At 76.6% G+C, this 19,148-nt stretch carries 19 protein-coding genes; 7 read left to right on the top strand and 12 right to left on the bottom strand.

What is annotated here, in order from left to right:
- Nucleotides 1–165 precede the first annotated feature (165 nt).
- The 6 genes from VGB14_17535 to VGB14_17510 are packed head-to-tail and all read right to left on the bottom strand — an operon-like array spanning nucleotide 166 to nucleotide 6,020.
- On the bottom strand, nucleotides 166–798 hold the full coding sequence (locus VGB14_17535) for a hypothetical protein (GenBank protein ID HEX9994735.1): 633 nt from the start codon (nucleotides 796–798) through the stop codon (nucleotides 166–168).
- Nucleotides 799–856: 58 nt separating this feature from the next.
- Complete coding sequence (locus tag VGB14_17530) at nucleotides 857–1,531, bottom strand: YbhB/YbcL family Raf kinase inhibitor-like protein (protein HEX9994734.1); 675 nt, start codon at nucleotides 1,529–1,531, stop codon at nucleotides 857–859.
- On the bottom strand, nucleotides 1,528–3,141 hold the full coding sequence (locus VGB14_17525; protein HEX9994733.1) for a DUF885 domain-containing protein: 1,614 nt from the start codon (nucleotides 3,139–3,141) through the stop codon (nucleotides 1,528–1,530). The genes VGB14_17530 and VGB14_17525 overlap by 4 nt, the downstream gene beginning before the upstream one ends.
- A 22-nt stretch (nucleotides 3,142–3,163) precedes the next feature.
- Nucleotides 3,164–4,402 (bottom strand): Glu/Leu/Phe/Val dehydrogenase dimerization domain-containing protein, encoded by a 1,239-nt coding sequence (locus VGB14_17520; GenBank protein HEX9994732.1) that lies wholly within the window; start codon nucleotides 4,400–4,402, stop codon nucleotides 3,164–3,166.
- A gap of 58 nt (nucleotides 4,403–4,460) precedes the next feature.
- Nucleotides 4,461–5,447 carry an SPFH domain-containing protein gene (locus tag VGB14_17515; GenBank protein HEX9994731.1) on the bottom strand — a complete coding sequence of 329 codons (987 nt, stop codon included), beginning with the start codon at nucleotides 5,445–5,447 and terminating at the stop codon, nucleotides 4,461–4,463.
- A gap of 60 nt (nucleotides 5,448–5,507) precedes the next feature.
- Nucleotides 5,508–6,020: an NfeD family protein gene (locus VGB14_17510; GenBank protein HEX9994730.1), complete on the bottom strand. Its 513-nt coding sequence runs from the start codon at nucleotides 6,018–6,020 to the stop codon at nucleotides 5,508–5,510.
- 371 nt (nucleotides 6,021–6,391) lie between these two features.
- Here VGB14_17510 and mca point away from each other — a divergent pair, with 371 nt between their 5' ends.
- A complete protein-coding gene (gene mca, locus VGB14_17505) occupies nucleotides 6,392–7,279 on the top strand; it encodes a mycothiol conjugate amidase Mca (protein ID HEX9994729.1) in 888 nt (295 codons plus the stop codon).
- Nucleotides 7,280–7,357: 78 nt separating this feature from the next.
- Nucleotides 7,358–7,744, top strand: coding sequence for an SCP2 sterol-binding domain-containing protein (locus VGB14_17500; protein HEX9994728.1), 387 nt, complete (start codon nucleotides 7,358–7,360; stop codon nucleotides 7,742–7,744).
- Nucleotides 7,745–7,802: 58 nt separating this feature from the next.
- Here VGB14_17500 and VGB14_17495 read toward each other — a convergent pair whose 3' ends face one another.
- Entirely contained in the window at nucleotides 7,803–8,636 is an 834-nt protein-coding gene (locus VGB14_17495; protein ID HEX9994727.1) for a polysaccharide deacetylase family protein, read from the bottom strand.
- A gap of 10 nt (nucleotides 8,637–8,646) precedes the next feature.
- The gene (locus tag VGB14_17490) at nucleotides 8,647–9,342 is read right to left on the bottom strand and encodes a thermonuclease family protein (protein ID HEX9994726.1); all 696 of its coding nucleotides are present in this window, start codon (nucleotides 9,340–9,342) and stop codon (nucleotides 8,647–8,649) included.
- A gap of 138 nt (nucleotides 9,343–9,480) precedes the next feature.
- Between VGB14_17490 and VGB14_17485 the strand changes: the two genes are divergently transcribed.
- Entirely contained in the window at nucleotides 9,481–10,236 is a 756-nt protein-coding gene (locus VGB14_17485; protein HEX9994725.1) for a VOC family protein, read from the top strand.
- Between the two features lie 4 nt (nucleotides 10,237–10,240).
- On the opposite strand, the gene VGB14_17480 is transcribed toward VGB14_17485, so the two are convergent.
- Nucleotides 10,241–11,413, bottom strand: coding sequence for a steroid 3-ketoacyl-CoA thiolase (locus VGB14_17480; GenBank protein ID HEX9994724.1), 1,173 nt, complete (start codon nucleotides 11,411–11,413; stop codon nucleotides 10,241–10,243).
- Between the two features lie 98 nt (nucleotides 11,414–11,511).
- Here VGB14_17480 and VGB14_17475 point away from each other — a divergent pair, with 98 nt between their 5' ends.
- The 3 genes from VGB14_17475 to VGB14_17465 all read left to right on the top strand — a co-directional run bounded on the left by VGB14_17475 (nucleotide 11,512) and on the right by VGB14_17465 (nucleotide 15,457).
- The gene (locus tag VGB14_17475) at nucleotides 11,512–12,045 is read left to right on the top strand and encodes a PadR family transcriptional regulator (protein HEX9994723.1); all 534 of its coding nucleotides are present in this window, start codon (nucleotides 11,512–11,514) and stop codon (nucleotides 12,043–12,045) included.
- Nucleotides 12,046–12,131: 86 nt separating this feature from the next.
- Entirely contained in the window at nucleotides 12,132–12,872 is a 741-nt protein-coding gene (locus VGB14_17470) for an ABC transporter ATP-binding protein (GenBank protein ID HEX9994722.1), read from the top strand.
- Nucleotides 12,869–15,457 (top strand): FtsX-like permease family protein, encoded by a 2,589-nt coding sequence (locus VGB14_17465; GenBank protein ID HEX9994721.1) that lies wholly within the window; start codon nucleotides 12,869–12,871, stop codon nucleotides 15,455–15,457. Before VGB14_17470 ends, VGB14_17465 begins: the two co-directional genes overlap by 4 nt.
- 10 nt (nucleotides 15,458–15,467) lie before the next feature.
- On the opposite strand, the gene VGB14_17460 is transcribed toward VGB14_17465, so the two are convergent.
- The 3 genes from VGB14_17460 to VGB14_17450 are packed head-to-tail and all read right to left on the bottom strand — an operon-like array spanning nucleotide 15,468 to nucleotide 18,388.
- Nucleotides 15,468–15,632: a hypothetical protein gene (locus tag VGB14_17460; GenBank protein ID HEX9994720.1), complete on the bottom strand. Its 165-nt coding sequence runs from the start codon at nucleotides 15,630–15,632 to the stop codon at nucleotides 15,468–15,470.
- Between the two features lie 40 nt (nucleotides 15,633–15,672).
- Nucleotides 15,673–16,386, bottom strand: coding sequence for a hypothetical protein (locus tag VGB14_17455; GenBank protein ID HEX9994719.1), 714 nt, complete (start codon nucleotides 16,384–16,386; stop codon nucleotides 15,673–15,675).
- 10 nt (nucleotides 16,387–16,396) lie between these two features.
- On the bottom strand, nucleotides 16,397–18,388 hold the full coding sequence (locus tag VGB14_17450; protein HEX9994718.1) for a glycosyltransferase: 1,992 nt from the start codon (nucleotides 18,386–18,388) through the stop codon (nucleotides 16,397–16,399).
- Nucleotides 18,389–18,581: 193 nt separating this feature from the next.
- On the opposite strand from VGB14_17450, the gene VGB14_17445 reads away from it, so the two are divergent.
- Nucleotides 18,582–19,148 (top strand): hypothetical protein (locus VGB14_17445; GenBank protein ID HEX9994717.1); only part of this gene is annotated, 567 nt, incomplete at its 3' end.

Here is a 19,148-nt window from a genome sequence, read left to right as displayed (position 1 = left end):
GTCCCCGACCGTGCCGCCGACCACCGCGACGACGGCACCGCCGACCGCGCCGCCACGCCGGCCCGACCCGGGCAGGGGCGTCGACCGGGGTGACCGCTCGGGCCCCGGCTCGGGCAGGGGCGGCGGCGGGCGGGGCGGCAGCGGCGGGGGCGGCGGCGGGGGCGGCTAGCCCAGCGCCGTCGCCACCAGGCCGAGGAGGACCACGGCCAGCACCTCGGCGTTGTAGGCGACGTGGGCGCACGTGCTCTCCCGCAGCCCGGCCGCCGGACCGCCCCGGCGGTGGCCCCGCAGGTAGGCCCACGTGAAGTAGGCGCCGCCGATCGACAGGGCGAGCGCGGCGCCGATCGGGATGCCGACGATGGCGTGGGCCAGGCCGAACAGCACGGCCCGGCCGGCCCGCCCGGCCCACGACCGCCGCTCGCTGCCGGCCCGGAAGATCCGCTCCTCGGACTCCGCGAACAGGGGCAGGGCCGGGGCGAGGAGGGCGAGGAACACGGCCGGCACGAGCCACTCCAGCGCGGTGCCGGTGGTCTGCTCGGTGCTGCCCGTGACGGGGTTGCCGATGCCGCCGACCGCCGTCCACCAGCCGACGTCGAGCCCGGGCACGGCCGTCAGGACGACGACGGCCGCCACCACGAGGGCGAGCACCGGCGGCGCGAGGAGGAAGTGGCGGGGGCGCAGGCTGCGGACGATGGCCGCCGTGCGGGCCCGGCCGCCCGCCGACAGGGCCACCCGGTCGGCGCTGACCAGGCGGACGGCCACGAGGGCGAGGACGGCGACGGTCAGGGCGTCGGTCACGCGGCCGCGGCCGCCGGGCGGTCACCGGCGCCGAGCGCTCGCCCGGCGGGCCGAGCCGTCAGCGGGTGTACGTCCCCGTGTAGGTCGCCTCGGCGGCCGCGCCGGTGAGCGCGGCGACGGCGTCGCCGGCGTCGAGGCCGGGCTGGAGCCCGACCGGCTCCAGGAAGGCGAGCAGCCGGAACTCGTACGCGTGGGTCTCGCCGGCCGGCGGGCACGGGCCGAACCACCCGACCCCGCCGTCGCCGTTCCTCGCCTCGACGGCGCCGGGTGGGACGGCGCCCTGGTCGACGCCGGTCGAGGACGGGTCGATGCCGGCGACGACCCAGTGGACGAAGCCGTCGGCGTCGGAGTCCGTCACGACGAGGGCCAGCTCGACGGTGCCGGGCGGGACGCCGGTCCAGGTCATCGGCGGCGACACGTCGCCGGGGCAGGCCATCCAGTCCGGCATGGGGCCGCCGTCGGTGAACGCGGGGCTCGACAGCGAGAAGCCGGCGGGCGCGGTCGTGGTCTGGCCGGCGGCGGTCGACGGCGTGGTCGTCGTCTGGTCCGCAGCCGGCTCGGCCAGCTCCCGCCCGTCGTCGGAGCAGGCGGCCAGGAGCGCGAGGGCGACGGCCACCAGCACGGCCGTCGCCGCCCGGCACCGCACCGGGGTGGCGGCGCGGGGCGGCAGGACCGCCGCGTCCGCCGTCGCCCGGGCTGGGGCCAGGGTCGCGGCCGGCGCCGCCCGGGTCACGCCGGCGTGCCGAGGGCCCGCTCGGCCAGCGCCGTCGGCATTGCGCCGGAGCCGCCCAGCCGGTCGTGGAACGTGCGCAGGTCGCCGCCGGCCGCCAGCCACCCCTCCCTGGCCCGCTCGATCTCGAGCGCGCCGGTCAGGTAGGCGGACGCCTGGGTAGGCCAGGCGCAGTAGCGGGTGACCTCGGCCGTCGCCGTCGGCTCGCTCAGGCTCGCCTTGGTCGACATGAACGCGACGGCCTCGTCGAAGCTCATGTCGCCGGTGTGCAGGCTCGTGTCGCAGACGATGCGGGCGGCCCGGAAGATGCGGGCGTCGAGGTGGCCGATCTCGTGGGCCGGGTCGGTGAAGAACCCCTGCTCCCGCATCATCCGCTCGCTGTAGAGGGCCCAGCCCTCCGTGAAGTAGGGCGACGACACGACCCGGCGCAGCGGCCGGCCGGCGAGCATGGTCGTCAGGTGCCAGTGGTGGCCCGGGTAGGCCTCGTGCACCGACGTGGTCGGGATGCTGGCCCGGCTGTTGTCCGACAGGCGCTTGCGCACCTCGTCCTCCGGCGTCCCCTCGGGCGGGAACGGGACGAAGAAGTGGCCGACCCGCGACTCCCGGAACGCCGGCGGGCGGATGTAGAAGGCGACGGCGATGATCGCCCGGCGGAACGGCGGCGCCGGCACCACCCGGCACTCCTCGCCCTCGGGGAACGACACCAGCTCGTGGTCGGCGAGGAAGCGGCGGGCCTCGGCCGTCCAGTGGGCGTACTCGTCCTGCATGGCCTCCGGAGTCGGCGGGTGGTCGGCGTTGAGCCGGTCGACGACGGCCCGCCAGTCGTCGCTGCCGAAGTGGTCGCGGCTGACCCGGGACAGCTCCTCGGCCAGCTCGTCGTAGGCGGCCTGGCCCCGGCGGCGGAGCTCGGCCGCCCCGTGGCCGAGCAGCTCCCGGTCCCGGAGGACGCCGTCGTAGCGGGCCTCGCCGATCACGTAGCTGCCCTCGGCCCGCGCCGCGAGGTCCTCGAGGAACCCGGCGAAGTCCTGGTAGGCCTCGGCGGCGACGGCGCCGGCCTCGGCCAGGGTCGACCGCAGCGCCGGGTCCTCCTCCTCCTGGGGCACGAGGTCGCGGGCGAACTGGACGGCGGCCCGGCACATGCCGAGGGCCCGGCGGACGAGGACGGGGTCGGCCATCCCCGGGTCGAGGTTCTCCCGGCCGGCGGCCAGCGCGCCCGGCACCTGGCGCAGGCGTGCGGCCGCCGCCTCGGCCAGGTCGGCGTCGGGGCGGAGGCGGTGGAGGAACAGGACGTAGACGCCGTCGAGGCCGGGGCCGACGTAGGTGTCGGGGTTGCGGCGCCAGTTCGGGAAGTCGGCGAAGACCTGGTTGCCCCGGTGGTGGGCGATCAGCAGGTCCCGGTCGATGCGCTCCTCGTCGGACAGCTCGTCGTCGGGCAGGGCGGTGAGGCGCTCGATCCACCGGCCGTCCCGCGCCGCCCGGCGCTCGAAGGCCTCGCCGGAGAAGTCGCCCAGCCGGTCGTCGTAGCCCTCGAGGCCGTAGAGGGTGCCGAGCGTCGGGTGCTCCTCGACGTGCTCGTGGAGCCACTCGTCGGCCAGGGCGTCGAAGTCGACCATCGCCCCAGCCTCCCACGCGGCCTCAGACGTACCCGCGCAGCCGGGACGCCGTCGCCACCCGCTGGATGCCGATGGCGTAGGCGGCCTGGCGGAGCGAGATCGACCGCTCCCTGGCGAAGCGCGACACCACCCGGTAGGTGTCGGTCAGCCGGTCGCACAGCTCCTCGTTGAAGCGCGACTCCTTCCACGTGAACTGCTGGATGTTCTGCGTCCACTCGAAGTAGGAGCCGGTCACGCCGCCGGCGTTGGCGAGGATGTCGGGGATCACGACGACGCCGCCGTCGTTCAGCATCTTGTCGCCGCCCGGGGTGACGGGGTAGTTGGCGCCCTCGACCACCACCCGCGCCTTGACCCGCCCGGCGTTGTCGTCCCTGATCACCTGGCCGAGGGCGGCCGGGAGCAGCACGTCGCAGGGCAGCTCGAGGAGCTCCTCGTTGCCGACCTGGTCGCCGCCCGCGCCGTCGGGCACGGTGCCGCCGCCCCGGACGTGGGCGATGAGCGCCTCCACGTCGAGGCCCTCCGGGTTGTAGCGCCCGCCGGCGACGTCGGACACGGCGACCACGACCGCGCCCCGGCGCACGAGCTCCCTCGCCGCCCACGAGCCCACGTTGCCGAAGCCCTGGACGACGCACTTGAGCCCGACGACGTCCCGGCCCTGCTCCTCGGCCCACGCCTCGAGGATGTCGACGCAGCCCCGGCCGGTGGCCGCCTCCCGCCCCGGCGCGCCGCCCAGGTCGAGCGGCTTGCCGGTGACGATGGCCGGGCTGTAGCCCTCCTTCGACGAGAAGGCGTCCATCATCCACGCCATCGTCTGGGCGTTGGTGGCCACGTCCGGCGCGGGGATGTCGCGGTAGATGCCGAGCACGTGGCTGATCGCCATCGTGAAGCGGCGGGTCATCCGCTGGACCTCGGCGGGCGACATGCCCGTCGGGTCGACCTCGATCCCGCCCTTCGCCCCACCGAAGGGGATGTTGAGCAGGGCCGTCTTCCAGGTCATCAGCGAGGCGAGCGCCCGCACCTCGTCGAGGTCGGCGGTCGGGTGGTAGCGGATCCCGCCCTTGTACGGGCCGCGCGCGCCGTTGTGCTGGACGCGGTAGCCCCGCACGACGGTCAGCTCGCCGTTGTCGAGGCGGACCGGGACCTGCACGGCGACCTCCCGGTAGGAGGTCTTCAGCACCGAGTACATCTCGGCGTCGAGATCGACGACCGCGGCGGCCTCGTCGAAGTAGGCGTTCACGGCCTCGACGGCGGAGAGCTCCATCGCTCGTCCCCCCTGTTGCAGTGGCTCGGTGGCCGGCCGAGAGGCCGGCCCCGGCCTCCTACCCCCGGGCGCCCTCGGCCGGAACCTGGCCGTGCCCGTTGGGGCTGGTCGAGCCCTTGAACAGCTCGGCGATGCCGGCCACCGAGCCGAGGAAGGCGCCGGTGTCGGCCGGGATGATGATCTTCGTCGCCCGGCCGTCGGCCACCCGCTGGAGCGACTCCAGGTACTTCACGGCGAGCAGGTCCGGGGTGGGCCGGCCGTCGTGGATGGCGGCGTAGACGCTGCGGATGGCCTCGGCCTCGCCGGTCGCCACCGTGAGCTGGCGGAAGCGCTCGGCCTCGGCCGTCGTCCGCGTCGCCTCGGCCTGGCCCTGGGCCTCGAGGATCTGGCGCTGGCGCAGGCCCTCGGCGGTGAGGATGGCCGCCTGCTTCTCGCCCTCGGCCCTCGTGATGGCCGCTTCCCTCGTGCCCTGCGCCTCGGTGACGACGGCCCGCCTCGTGCGCTCGGCCTTCATCTGCTCGTGCATCGAGTGCATGACGTCGGGCGGCGGGTCGATGCGCTGGATCTCGACCCGGCCGACCCGCACGCCCCACTTGTCGGTGGCGTCGTCGAGGATCTGGCGCAGCTCGGAGTTGATCTTGTCCCGGGAGGTGAGGGCCTCGTCGAGCTGGATGTCGCCGATCAGGTTCCGCAGGTTCGTCTGGGCCAGCTTGGTGATGGCCAGCATGAAGTTGGCGACGTTGTAGACGAGGCGCTGCGGGTCGGTCGGCTCGTAGTAGATGACGGCGTCGACGGACACGACGACGTTGTCGGCGGTGATGACCTCCTGGGGCGGGATGTCGACGACCTGCTCCCGCATGTCGACCAGGCGGACCGTCTGGAACACCGGGATGATGACGCGGAGGCCGGGGTCGACGTTGCCCTTGTACTTGCCGAGCTGCTCGACCACGCCCCGCTGGTAGGGGCGGACGATGCGCACGCCGGCGGCGACCCAGATGAACAGCAGGACGACGAGGATCGCCAGGACGGCGACGAGGGCGGACATGGCGGCTCCCTGCGGGGCTCGGTCGGTGGGCTCTGGCGGTGCTGCTCGGCGGGCGCTGGGTCAGCGCTCCCCGTCGGATGGTGACGAGGGACCCTGGGAGATGGCGGGCGGCGGCGCCGGCCGGTCGACCGGCCAGACCACGGCGCGCGTCCCGCGCATCTCGACGACCTTGACGTGCGCCCCGGCCGGGATCGGCGACCCGTCGGCGCTCTCGGCCCGCCACTCCTCGCGGTGGACGCGGATCATCCCGAGCTCGGCCGGGCCGCCCGGGATGGCCTCCAGCACGAGGGCCGGCTCCCCGATCAGGCGGCGGGAGCCGATGCCGACGACGGGCTCGTCCCGGTCGAGCCGGCGGGCCAGCGGGCGCAGGGCGGCGAGGGTGGCGACGGAGCCGGCGAGGAAGGCCAGCCACTGGAAGGCGACGTCCACGTTGGCGAAGGCGAGGACGGTGGCGACGGCGGCGCCGACCCCGAAGGGCAGCAGGAAGAAGGTGCCCGGCCCGGCCATCTCGCCGACGACGAACACGGTGGCAGCCACGAGCCACACCCAGCGCCAGACCTCGGGCGAGTCCATGCCGTCCCTAACCGACCTTCCGCCGCCCGGCGCGGGCGGGCCTCCTCTTGGGGGAGACAGTACCGCCCGCCCCGCCCCGGACGCCGCCGCGATCGGTGGTCGGGCCGGCGGGGGCTCGGTGGGCGGGGTGCGACCGGCGGCGCCGGCGGGTCGGGCAGGGGTCGGTGCCACGCGGGGCGCTCGGGTCGGCGGCGGGCGGACGAGGGCGGGGGCGACGGGCGGGCGCGCCCGCCGGGCGGGGGTCGTCGGCGCTGGTGCCGGCGCCGGCCGCCGGGCGAGCGGTCGGCCCCCCGGCGGGGGACGGCACGGGGGAGACGGGGGAGCGGGAGCGGGTCGTGGGGGTCGGACGGGCGGGCGGTACCGTGCCGGCGATGGACCGGACCGACGAGCCCCGGCTGTGCCTGCTGACCGTCCACGCCCACCCCGACGACGAGGCGTCGAAGGGGGCGCCGACCGTCGCCCGGTACAAGGCGCACGGCGTGCGGACGGTCCTCGTGACGTGCACCGGCGGCGAGGAGGGCGACATCCTCAACCCGGCCATGGACCGGCCCGAGGTGCGGGACCGGCTGGGCGAGGTGCGGCACGAGGAGCTCGCCAGGGCGGCCGAGGTCATCGGCTACGACGAGGTCGTCCTCCTCGGCTACCGCGACTCCGGCATGCCGGGCACGCCGGCCAACGAGCACCCCGACTGCTTCGCCAGGGCGGACCTCGACGACGCCGTCGGCCGGCTGGTCGAGGTGGTGCGGCGGGAGCGGCCGCAGGTGGTCGTCACCTACGGCGACGACCAGGAGGGGTACCCGCACCCCGACCACCTGCGGGTCCACGACGTCAGCGTGCTGGCCTTCGAGCGGGCCGGCGACCCCGACGCCCACCCCGACGCCGGGCCGCCCTGGCAGCCGCTGAAGCTCTACTACACGGCCTGGTCGCGGGCCCGCATGCTGGCCATGCACGAGAAGTTCCAGGAGCTCGGGCTGGAGTCGCCCTTCGACGAGAAGTGGTTCGACCGCCCCTCCCAGGACGACCGCATCACGACCCGGGTGCCGATCGGCGAGTACGCCGACGTCCGCCGGGAGGCGCTGCTCGCCCACGCCACCCAGATCGACCCGACCTCGCCGTTCTGGTTCGGCCTGCCGCCCGAGGTGGCGGCGACCGTCCACCCCTACGACGACTACATCCTCGCCAGGAGCCTCGTCGACACCGAGCTGCCCGAGGACGACCTGTTCGCCGGGACGCGGGAGGCGGCGCCGAGCCAGCGGTAGCCGGTACGGACGCGGCCGGCCGCTCGCTACGATCCCGGCCACCGTGGGCGTACGTCCCTTACCGAGGAGTGCTTCGAGATGGCCAAGTACCTGACCCAGGAGTGGCTGGACCTGCAGAAGGAGCTGGCGCAGGAGTTCCCCGAGCGCCCGGGCGCCACGGCCCGCATGCAGTACCGGGTGACCGGCGCCCCCGAGGGCGACGTCGGCTACTACACGGTGATCGACAACGGCAAGATGCTCGAGAACACCCTGGGCGACGACGACCAGGCCGAGTTCACGCTCTCGCAGACCTACGACGACTCCGTCAAGATCCTGAAGGGCGAGCTCGACCCCAACGCCGCGTTCATGCAGGGGCGCCTCAAGGTGACCGGCAACATGGGCAAGCTCATGGCGCTCATGCCGCTCACCCAGAGCCCCGAGTACAAGGCGATCCAGAAGAAGCTCGCCGACCAGACCGAGTTCTAGGCCGGCTCGCGCCGGCGTCGCCGACCGGGGCGGTCCCAGGGCCGCCCCGGTCGTCGCGTCAGGACGCCCGCTGGAGCTCCCGGAGGGTGCGGTAGCCGATGAGGACCGCGCCGCACGCCTCCACGAGGTCGGCGAGCGTGCGGTCGAGGGTGACGAGGTCGAGGTCGTCCACCCGGGACGCCCAGTCCGGCGCGTAGGCCCGCAGCTCGGGCGAGTCGACGGCCGGGTGCAGGTACACCTCGGTCACGCCCGGGCGCAGCTCGGCGACCGTGCGCTCCAGCGCGGCGCGGCTGCCGACGCCGCGGACGTGCACGAGGTGGTCGGGGAACACGACCCCCTCGGCCTCGGCCAGGCGGCGGAACGGGAAGCCGATGGCCCGCTCCGACGACGCGCCGGACAGCCGCACGGGCAGCCCGAACTCGACCGCCATCTCCAGGTAGACGTCGAAAAACTCGGGGCGCAGCTGGAGCGTCCCCATGTGCGAGTCGAGGTGGCTGACGTCGAAGCCCCAGAGGATGGCCCGCTCGACCTGCGCGCGGCACTCCCGCCGGACCTCGTCGAGGTCGGCGTGGTCCCACACGTCGGCGACCGTGCGGGGGAAGCCGCCGTCGCCGTCGAGGAGCGAGGGGGCGTGGGTGATCGGCCCCCAGCGGTAGAGGTCGTACTCGGCGTTCAGGGTGAGGTGGACGCCGACGTCCTCGCCGCGGTAGCGGGCGGCCGCCTCCCTCGCCCAGGGGCAGGGCACCATGAGGGTGGCGCTCGTGGCGAGGCCGGACCGGAGGGCCTGGTACACGCCGGTGTTGGCCGAGTAGCTCGACCCCAGGTCGTCGCAGTTCACGATGAGCAGGCGGGCGTCGGGCGGGTACCCGAGCCGCTCCGCGAGCGCGGTCACGACGGCGACGCTATCGACCCGCCGACGGGCCCCGGCACGAGCCGCAGCGCTCCCACAGCCCCCGGCCGGCCTCCCTGGCCGCGGCGGCGGCCGCGCCGAGCTCGTCCCGGTGGGCGACGTTGGGCGGGTACGTCGCCGACACGGCGTAGCCCTCCTCGACGAGGGCGAGGTTGACGAACAGGCCGTCCTCCTTCCGGTACACGTAGGCGAGCAGGCGGTCGTAGCGGTCCCTGGCCTCGACGTCGCGCTCGAGCACGACCTCGGTGCCCTCGGGCAGGAGCGCGCTGGTGCGGGCCGTCGCCTCGGCGCCGAAGCACTCGACCGGGCGGCGGGGGTCGGACGTCTCCGGCGTGTCGATGCCGATCAGGCGGACGGGCTCGACCCGCCCGGCGACGCGCACCTCGACGGTGTCGCCGTCGACCACGCGGGCGACGGTGGCCGGGCCGGCCGGGGCGGCGCCCGGCGCGCACGCCGGGAGCACCAGCAGGGCGAGCAGGGCGAGGACGGCGACGGCGGCGGGCCCGGCGAGGCGCGGGCGGCCGCCTCGGCGGGCGGGCGGGGGGCGGAGAAGGGCGACGGCGGCGGGCCGGGCGAGATGCGGGCGGCCGCCGTCGCGGGCGAGCAGGGCGAGCAGGACGAGGACGGCGACGGCGGCGGGCCCGGCGAGGCGCGCGCCGCCGGGGTGGCGGGCGGAGGGGAGGCGCACGGCGACCTCCGGGGTTCGAGGGCCGGAGTGGCGGCGGGCGCCGCGAGCACGACGGGGCAACGGTACCTCGGGGGTGTGACACGAACCCCGGCCGCGCCGCGCGGGTACGGTCGGCGCTGGTCGGCGAGAGGAGCCGGGATGGGCAACCCCGTCGTGTTCGTCGAGATCCAGGGCCGGGACCGGGACACCCTGGTGCCGTTCTACGAGCAGCTGTTCGGCTGGCCGGTCGACACCTCCCGGCCCGACGGCTACGCCATCGTGCCGCCGGCCGGGCGGGGCGTGGGTGCCGGCATCCTGGCCTGGCCGGAGGGGGCGCCGGAGCGGGTCCTGTTCTTCGTCGCCGCCGACGACCCCCAGGCCGCCCTCGACCAGATGACCGCCAACGGCGGCGGGGTCGCCGTCCCGCCGATGGTCGTCGCCGACGGGCCGGTGGTCGCCATCGGCACCGACCCCGACGGCAACCTCGTCGGCGTGGTCGGCGCCGGGGGGACGCCGCCGCCGGGGGGCGAGGCCGGCGCCCCGGTCGTCCACTTCGAGGTCAACCCGGTCGACGCCGACCGGTCGGTCGCCTTCTACCGCGACGTCTTCGGCTGGCGGATCAGCGAGATCCCGGAGATCTCCTACGCCATCGTCGACACGGACGCGGGCGGGGCCGGCATCCAGGGCGGCATCGCGCTGCGGTCCGGCGAGGGGCCGGGCACGACGTTCTACGTGGAGGTGCCGGACCCGGCCGCCGCCCTCCGCCGGGCCGAGGAGCTCGGCGGCCGGACGGTCCGGCCCGTCACGGTCGTGCCCGGCGCGGCCGAGCTCGCGCTGCTCGCCGACCCCGAGGGCCACGTCGTCGGCGTCGTCGCCGCCGCCGTCCCGGGCCGGGAGGCGGAGGGCGGCGGATGAGGCGTCAGGGGCGGCGGACCAGCGTCGCCGTCCCGAGCCCGCCGCCGCAGCACATCGTCACCAGCCCGTAGGTCCCGCCCGTGCGCTCCAGCTCGTGCACGGCCTTGGTCAGCAGGACGGCGCCCGTGCCGCCGAGCGGGTGGCCGAGCGCGATGGCGCCGCCGTTCGGGTTGACCGTGGCCGGGTCGGGCGACAGCTCCCGCTCCCAGGCGAGCACCACGGAGGCGAACGCCTCGTTGATCTCGGTGACGTCGACGTCCGCCATCGTCAGCCCGTTGCGCTCGAACAGCCGGTGGGTGGCGTCGATCGGCCCGGTCAGCATGAGGACCGGGTCGCTGCCCACGAGGCAGGTGTCGACGACGGTGGCGAGGGGTCGCAGGCCGAAGCCGGCGGCCCGCTCGGCCGTCATGAGCAGCACGGCGGCGGCGCCGTCGGAGATCTGCGACGACGTGCCGGCGGTGTGGACGCCGTCCGGCCGGGCCACCGGGCGCAGGCCGGCGAGCGCCTCGAGCGAGGTCTCCCTGAGGCCCTCGTCGCGCTCGACGCGGTGGGTGGTGCCGGACGGGCGGCCGTCGGGGCCGAGGTCGGGGGCGTCGACGGGGACGACCTGGAGGTCGAACCGGCCCTCGTCCCAGGCGGTGGCGGCCCGCTGCTGGGACAGGAGGCCGAACCGGTCGCACTCCTCCCGGTCGACGGCCCACTTCTCGGCGATGCGCTCGGCCCCCTCGAACTGCGTCGTGAACTCGTAGCGCGGGAAGTACGACCGCGGGATCGGCTTGCCCGGCCCGTTGGCCATGTTCGACCCGATCGGCACCCGGCTCATGACCTCGACGCCGCACCCGACGGCCACGTCGACCACCCCGGCGGCGACCAGGCTGGCGGCGAGGTTGGTCGCCTGCTGGGACGAGCCGCACTGGCTGTCGACGGTGGTGGCGGGGACCGACAGGGGGAGGCCGGCCGTGAGCCAGGCCGTCCTCGTGACGTTGAAGGCCTGCTCGCCCACCTGGCTGACGCAGCCGCCGACGACCTGGCCGACCTCGGCCGGGTCGACCCCCGACCGCTGCACGACGGCCGACAGGACGACGGCGAGGAGGTCCGCCGGGTGCATGGTGGACAGCCCGCCGCCCCGCCGCCCGACGGGCGTCCGGACGGCCTCGACGATCACGACCTCGCGCATGGCGGCGAGGCTAGCGACGGCCCTCCGGCACGAGCCGGTCGGGGCGCACGAGCCAGCCGGTGCTTGCCTACCGAGTAGGTAACGTGCATACTCGGTAGGTGGGTGTCCGCGAGGTGCTGCTGCAACTCCTCGACGAGGGGCCGCGGCACGGCTACCAGCTCAAGCTCGACTTCGAGGCCCGCACCGGCGGGATCTGGCCGCTGAACGTCGGCCAGGTGTACACGACCCTCGACCGCCTGGCCCGGGACGGGCTCGTCCAGGAGGTGGGCGAGCGGGACGGGCCCCAGCGGACGTTCCGGGTCACCGAGGAAGGACGGCGCGAGGTGAAGGACTGGGTCAGGGGCAGCGCGGTCGACGCCGCGCCGGCGCGGGACGACCTCATCATGAAGGTCCTCGTCGCCGTCGGCCGGGGCGGCGACGACGCGCTGGCCGTCATCGACGACCAGCGGGTGGCGCTGCTCGCCGCACTCCAGCGAGGCCGGCGCCAGCAGCGGGCGGGCGGTGCGACCACCGTGGCCGAGCAGCTCGCCCGCGACGCCGTCCTGACCAGGGTCGAGGCCGACGTGGCGTGGCTGGACCGGTGCGAGGAACGGGTGCGGGCGGCGGCGCCGGCGACGCGGCGGCGGCGATGACGGGCGGGCCCCGAGGGACGGGCGCCGACGACGGCGGCCGGGGAGGAGCGGGCCCGCACGGGCCCGCCGAGCGCGAGGAGACGACGTTGCACCAGACGGACGACCGGCCGCCGGCGCTGGAGCTGCGCGAGGTGGTGAAGCGGTACGGGGCGGGGCCGACCGAGGTCCGCGCCCTCACCCAGGTCGACCTCGACGTGGCGGCGGGGGAGTTCCTCGCCGTCATGGGCCCGTCCGGGTCGGGCAAGTCGACGCTCCTGCACCTCGCCGGCGGCCTGGAGCGGCCGACGGCCGGGCGGGTGCTCGTCGACGGCGTCGACCTCGACACCCTCGACGCGGCCGGCCTGGCCCGGCTGCGGCGCCGCCAGGTGGGCTACGTGTTCCAGCGGCTGAACCTCGTGCCGACGTTGACGGCGGTCGAGAACGTGATGCTCCCCCTCGAGCTCGACGGGACGTCGACCCGGGAGGCGCGCCGCCTGGCCGAGGACGCCCTGCGGGCGGTCGCCATCGACGGTCCGCTCGACCGCTACCCGGACGACCTGTCGGGCGGCCAGCAGCAGCGGGTGGCCATCGCCCGCGGCATCGTCGGCGACCGCCGGCTCCTGCTGGCCGACGAGCCGACCGGGTCGCTCGACTCGGTGACCGCCGACGCCGTCGTCGAGCTGCTCGCCGGGCTCGTCGCCGACCGGGGCGCGGCGCTGGTGCTCGTCACCCACGAGGCCCGGTTCGCGTCGTGGGCCGACCGGATCGTCCGCGTCCGCGACGGGCGCCTGACCGAGGAGACCCGGCCGGCCGACATCGGCGACGCCGTCGAGGCGGCGACCAGGTGAGCGGGCTGCGGCTCGCCCTCCGCCTCGCCCGCCGGGACATGGCCAGGCGTCCATGGCGGACGGCGCTGGTGGTGCTCATGGTCCTCGTCCCGACGGCCGCCATGGCCGCCGTCGCCACCCTCGCCAGGACGAGCGAGTGGCCGCCGGCCGACCGGCTCGCCGCCGAGGTCGGCCGGGCCGACCTGACCGCCTACCCGCAGCAGACCGCGACGACCGGTCCGGTGGCGCCGGCCCCGCCGGTGAGCGACGCCGACGAGGCCGCCCTCGTCGCCGCGCTGCCGGCCGGGTCGCGCGTCGTCGTCGAGCACCGGACCGAGGACCGGGTACGCACGTCCGCCCGCCGCTCCTACTTCACGGTGAGCGACGTCGACCTCGGCGACGACCTCGTCGCGCCCCGGTTCGCCCAGATCGACGGCGGGGCCCCCGACGGGCCCGGCGAGGCGGTCGTCTCCCGGGCGGTCGCCGACGACCTCTCCCTCGAGGTCGGCGACGAGATCGAGCCCGAGCGCCTCGGGCGCCCGCTGCGGGTGGTCGGCGTCGTCCAGCCCCGCTCGTGGCCGGACCGGCTCGTGATCACGCCGGCCCCACAGCCGTCCGGGGCCCGCAGCGACGTGGCCTGGGTCGACCTGCCCGGGCACCCGTACGCCGACCTCGACGGGCGGGAGCCGCTCGGCCCGCTCGCCCCCACCGTGACCGGGTGGGCGCTGTCGCCGGTGCTGCCGTCGGAGGACGCGTCGAAGACCGAGGAGGTGTTCTGGACCTACGTCGGCGGCGGCGTGGCCCTGTCGGTCCTCGGGACCGTGATCGCGGCGGCGTTCGCCATCGCCGCCCGGCGCCAGCTCCGCACGCTGGGGCTGCTGTCCGCGGCGGGCGCCGCGCCGGCCACCCTGCGCCGGTTCCTCGTCGCCGAGGGCGCGACCTGCGGCGCCGTCGGGTCGGTGGCCGGCATCCTCGCCGGGGTCGGCGCCGTCCACCTCCTGCCCGGCCGCTGGCTCGACAGCGTGGCCGGCCGCGACGCCGTGGGCATCGTCGTCCGCCCGTCCGACCTCGTCCCGATCGCCGTCATCGGCACGGCCGCGGCGGCCGTCGCCGCCTGGTTCCCGGCCCGGTCGGCGGCCGGCGTGTCCACCCTCCAGGCGCTGGCCGGCCGCCGCCCGCTCGGCACCGTCCCGGCCCGGGTGCCGGTCCTCGGGGCGGCGGTGCTCGGCGGCGGCTGCGCGCTCTTCGCCATGTCCGTCGCCGGCGCCAGGAACGGCGGGTCCACGATGTGGGCGCTGGTCGCCATCGCCGGCGGCCTGGCCTGCCTGTTCGGTGCCGTGGCGGTGTGCCCCTGGGTCGTCGCCGGGCTGGAGCGCCTCGCCGCCCGCTGGTCCGTGCCGGCCCGCGTCGCCGGCCGCAGCCTCGCCCGCAACCGGGTCCGCTCGAGCGCGGTCATGGGCGCCGTGGTCGCCGTCAGCGCCGCGTTCGTCGCCGGCACGACCCTCTACGCCAGCAACGGCGACGCCGCGGAGACCCTCCCGTGGGTGGCGCCGGCCCACGTGCGCGTCGACGCCGTCGACGTCGACCCGGCGCAGGTCGCCGGCGCCGCCAGCGTGCCCGTCCCGCCGGCGATCGTCAGCCGGCTCGAGGAGCTGGTCCCGGGCGCCCGACCCCTCGACGTCCGGGAGGCCGGCGCCGACACGGGCTCGGGCTTCGCCAACGCCTGGGCGGCCCCGCTCCGCCCCGGCAGCCAGCCCGACGAGCTCCTCCTCGTCGGCGTGGCCACCGAGGACCTGCTGTCGCTCTACGACGTGGGCGACGACCTGCGCGCCGCGCTCGACGACGGCGCCGCCGTCGCCGTGTCGGGGGACGGGGCGACGTCGGCGGCCACCGCCGAGGTCAGCGTGCCCGGGAGCGAGCCGACGCTCGTCGAGCGGGTCCGCCTGGCCGGCGTGGTCGAGAGCGACGAGGCGTCCCAGTCCCTCCCCGCCGTGCTCGTGTCGGAGGGGACGGCCCGGTCACTCGGGCTGACGACCCGGCCGTCGCCGGCGCTCACCCTCGCCGGCCCGGCGCCCCTCACCGAGCGCCAGCGCGAGGACGTCCGGCTCCTGGCCCAGGACCTGTCCTGGGAGGCCAACGTCGAGCGCAGCTCCACCATGGTCAACATCCAGGTGGCGGACGAGCCCGACGAGATCGGCCGGGCGACCGTGCGGGCCGGCGCCACGGCCCTGTCGCTCGTGCTCGTGGCCGCCGTGGTCGCCATCGGCCTCGCGCTCGCGGCCAAGGACAGCGAGGACGAGCGGCAGGTGCTCACCGCCGTCGGCGCCCCACCGAGGACGGTGCGCCGGGTGGCCGCCATCCGCGCCGCTATGCTCGTCGCCGGCGCCGGGATCGTCGCCGTGCCGACCGGGCTGCTGCCGGCGGCCGCCATCGTGGAGGCGGCGGCGACGGGGCCGGCCGACCACGGCCTCCAGCTCGACCCGGTCGCCATCGCCTGGGTGGTGCTCGTGGCGCCGGTGGCCGTCGCCCTCGCCGTGCTGGCCGGCGCCGCCGTGCGGGACCGGGCCCGCCCGCCGCGCCCGGCGGTGTTCGCGTTCGTCGACTGAGGCCGGCCGGTCAGGCGGCGGGCGCCTGGCCGTCGCGCTCGGCGGCGGCCCGGCCGGCGGCCTCGCGGAGCGCCTCGCGGGCGCGGCGCACGCCTTCCAGGCCGAGCTCGCGGGTGTGCTCGTCGAGGCGCCAGTCCGCCCTGGGGCTGTCGAGGAGGACCAGCTGACGTTCCATGCCGACAGTGTGCCCAGGGGGTGTGACAGGAACGCCGGGGCTAGCCCCCCGGGGCCGTCCCGGCCAGCACCGCGAGGCGCCGGTACAGGAGGCCGGCCCGCTCCAGCGCGGCCGCGTGGCGGGGGTCGGCGAGCTGCTCCCTGGCCCTCGCCGCCCGCTCCCGCCGGGCCCGCCGGCCCTCCTCGTCGGGGGAGTAGATGGCCCGCGCGTTCGCCTCGGTCTGCTCGAACTCCGGGAACGCCGTGCCGAACCGGGCGTTGACCCGGCGGGTCACGGCGCCGAAGTCGCCGGTGACGTCGGCGAAGTCGGCGACGACCATGGCGTCGATGGCCGGGAGCAGGCGCTCGTGGAAGGCGACCCAGGTCCGCAGCCCCTGGCCGACGGTCAGGTACGGCCACCGGCTGACGAGCGAGGCGGCCGTCGCGCCCGGCTCCCGCACCAGCAGGAGGACGGGGATGCTGCGGCGGACGCCGTCGAGGATCTGGCCCGGGTTGTGGAGGTGGTGGGCGACGGCGGGCTCGGGCACGCCCCCGGCCCGGCAGGCGAAGCGCAGGGCGGCGATCGAGTAGCTGTTCCCCGAGCTCGGGAACCCGTCCATGACCAGCTCGGTCGCCGCCGTCACCCGCACGTGGGGCCGGCGGACGGTCCGCCAGTTCACGGCCTCCACGGCGTGCCACAGCACCGGGGTGCGGCCGCACCGCATGCGCACGTCGAACTTGGCCCGGCGCAGCGCGTCGGCCGCCCCTCCCTTCACCCGGGCGAGCCTACGGGCGGCCGCCGGCGGCCACGAGCCGCCGCCCGACCCCGGCCACCGCGGCCGTCAGCCGCTGGACGTCCGCCGGCAGCGCCCGCCGCCAGGCCTCGTCGAGGTGGATGCCGCGGTCGTCGTGGCGCATCGGGTTGCCGCCCATGGCGTGGAACCGCCGCTGGCGGAACCGCTCGACCACCGTGTCGTCGGGCTCGCACCCGATGGCCGCCCACACGTCCCGCAGGGTGCCGACGGGGTCGCCGGCCAGCCGCTCGTAGGGGACGGCCAGGTAGCGGGCGCCGGGCGAGGCGGCCGCCGCCCGCCGGACCAGCTCGTTCTGGACGGCCCAGGCGCCGGCCTTGCGCACGGCCAGGGCCCGCAGGGCGGCGCCCTCGGCGCCGTCGTTCTTGCGCTCGCTGTTGACGAACCCCCTGGGGTCGCGCACGACGTGGAGGACGGTGACGTCGAACCGGCCGGACCGGAGCAGCCACAGCAGGCGGTACGGGTCCTTGGACGAGTCGACCAGCCAGCCGGGGCGGTCCCCGGTCCACTCCTCGGCCAGGTCGGCGAAGGCCAGGAACACCCTCGCGCTGTTCTCCGCGTAGACGGCCGCCTCGCCCGGCGGCCGGGCCCCGGCCCGGAACTGGGGGAGGAGCGGCAGCCGGAGGGTCCGGCCGCCGAGGTAGGACTCCCTGAAGGCGTCGAGGCGGGGCGCCGGGGCGAGCAGCGGGTCCTCCCGGCGCCGGAGCTCGGTCCAGAACGGGCAGTCGGGCACCGGCAGGCCGCAGGCGCAGGGCAGGCGGTGCTCGCCCCGCAGCTCGTGGGGCCACAGGTGCAGCTCGCCGGTGGTGGCGATGCGCGGGTGGGCGTCGAGCAGCAGCTCGAGCAGGGTCGACCCGCTCCGGCCGATGCTGGCGACGTAGACGAGGCGCACCCGCTCGCCGCCGTCCGGCTCCTGGCCGGGCGCGGCGCCGGCCACCCGCTCGTACAGGCGCCGGTGGTCCTCGGCCACCGCCGGCCAGGTGAAGCCGGCCGCCCGGTCGAGGCCGGCCGCCTCGTAGCGCCGCCGCCGCTCGCCGTCGGCCAGCAGCGCGGCCACCTCCCGGCCGAAGGCGGCGTCGTCGGCCAGCACGCCGGTGCGGCCCTCGTCGAGCACCCACCGGGCGCCGGCGTTGGGCGACGACACGACGGCCGTGCCGCTCGCCATGGCCTCGACGTAGGGGATGCCGAACCCCTCGTAGGTGCTCGGGTAGGCGAACACCCAGGCCCGCCGGTAGCGCTCGGCCAGCTCGTCGTCGCCCGGGAAGGTGACGGCCTCGACGGCCGGGTGCGGGTCGCAGCGGTCGGCGACCACCTCCAGGCGGGCGCCCGGGCAGACGGGCAGGACCTCGTCCACGAAGGCCCGCCAGGCGACCTCGCCCCGCTTGCGGCCGCCCCACGTGCCGACGAACAGCACGGTCGGCGCCGCCGCCTTGGGCCCCGGCCGGAAGCGGTCGACGTCCACGCCGTAGCCGACCACGTCGTCGAGCCCCATCAGCGCCGCCGTGTCCGGCCCCAGGGCGACGGGGAGGCTGGCCAGCCGGGCCGCCAGCCGCTCGAGCGGCCACACCGCCCGGTACATGGCCCGCACCCTCGTCGACGCCGCGTGCTCGGCCTCCCGCCTGGCCGTCCCGTTGAAGGTCCGCACCGTCGGGACCGGGCGGCGGAGGAGGAACCAGTCGTCGCCGTGGAGGTGGAGGACGTCCGCGTCGCCCCAGTCGACGCCGTTCAGGAGCGCCGGCAGCAGGAGCAGGCGGGCGGGGAGCGAGCGGGCCAGCCACGGCGCCCGGGGGAACAGCCGGTGGTGGCGGTAGCGGGCGTCGGCCGGGGCGGGGGTGAGCGAGTGGACGGTCACCTCGTCGCCCGGCCGGTCGGCCAGGTGGTTGGCCAGGCGGTGGACCGCCACCTCGACGCCCCCCGGCTTGCGCCCGGGCTCGGGGAGCGTGGTGTGGAACAGGGCGATCCTCATCGGCCGGACGACCCTACACGGCGGTCCGGACGGTCGACCCTCGACGTCGACCTCGACCTCTGGTCGAGCGTTTTGGGCGGGGGGTGACTTGCGGTCGAGGCTCCGGGCGGCAAGAGTGGCGGGCCGTCCGTCCCCTCGGGCGAAGGGGACGCTGCGGGAGGGCGCCCCGTCGGTGTGCGACGACTGAGGAGAGATGACGGCTCGGCGATTCCTTCTGGCGACGACGGTGCTGCTCGCGGTGCTCGTCGCCGTCGCGACGCCGTCGATGGCCGCCGAGGCCGCTGCGCCCGCCGCTGACGCCTGCCCGCCGCCGGGCGCGACCGACGGCGCCCCTGCGCCCGACCCCGAGGCCCCCGTCCGCTGCTGCCCGCCGGGCACGGTCGAGACGCCCGGCGCCGCCGTCGACCCGGCGACCGGCGAGGCCCCGCCCCTCTGCTGCGCGCCGGCGCCGGCCCCGCCGCCCGACGGTGCCGACCAGCCCGCCCCCGTCCCGCCCGCCTGCTGCACCCTGACGATCCCGCCCGACGGCGACGCAGCGCCGGACCCCGCCGCCGAGGCGCCGGCCGACCAGCCGCCGCCGTGCTGCGCGGTGCCCACCCCGGCGCCGACCACCGAGGGCGAGGAGGCCGACGGCCACCGGCCGGTCCCGCCCGGCTGCTGCGTCCCCGTGCCCGTCCCCGACGACGCGGACGGCACCGTCGACGGCCGCACCCTCCCCGTGTGCCCGGCGCCCGAGCCCGAGCCCGCCCCCGAGCCCGAG

Source organism: Acidimicrobiales bacterium (genome assembly GCA_036399815.1).
Taxonomy (GTDB): Bacteria; Actinomycetota; Acidimicrobiia; order Acidimicrobiales; family DASWMK01; genus DASWMK01.
Note: the sequence above shows the minus strand (reverse complement) of the source record. Positions and strands in the feature narration are given on the sequence as shown.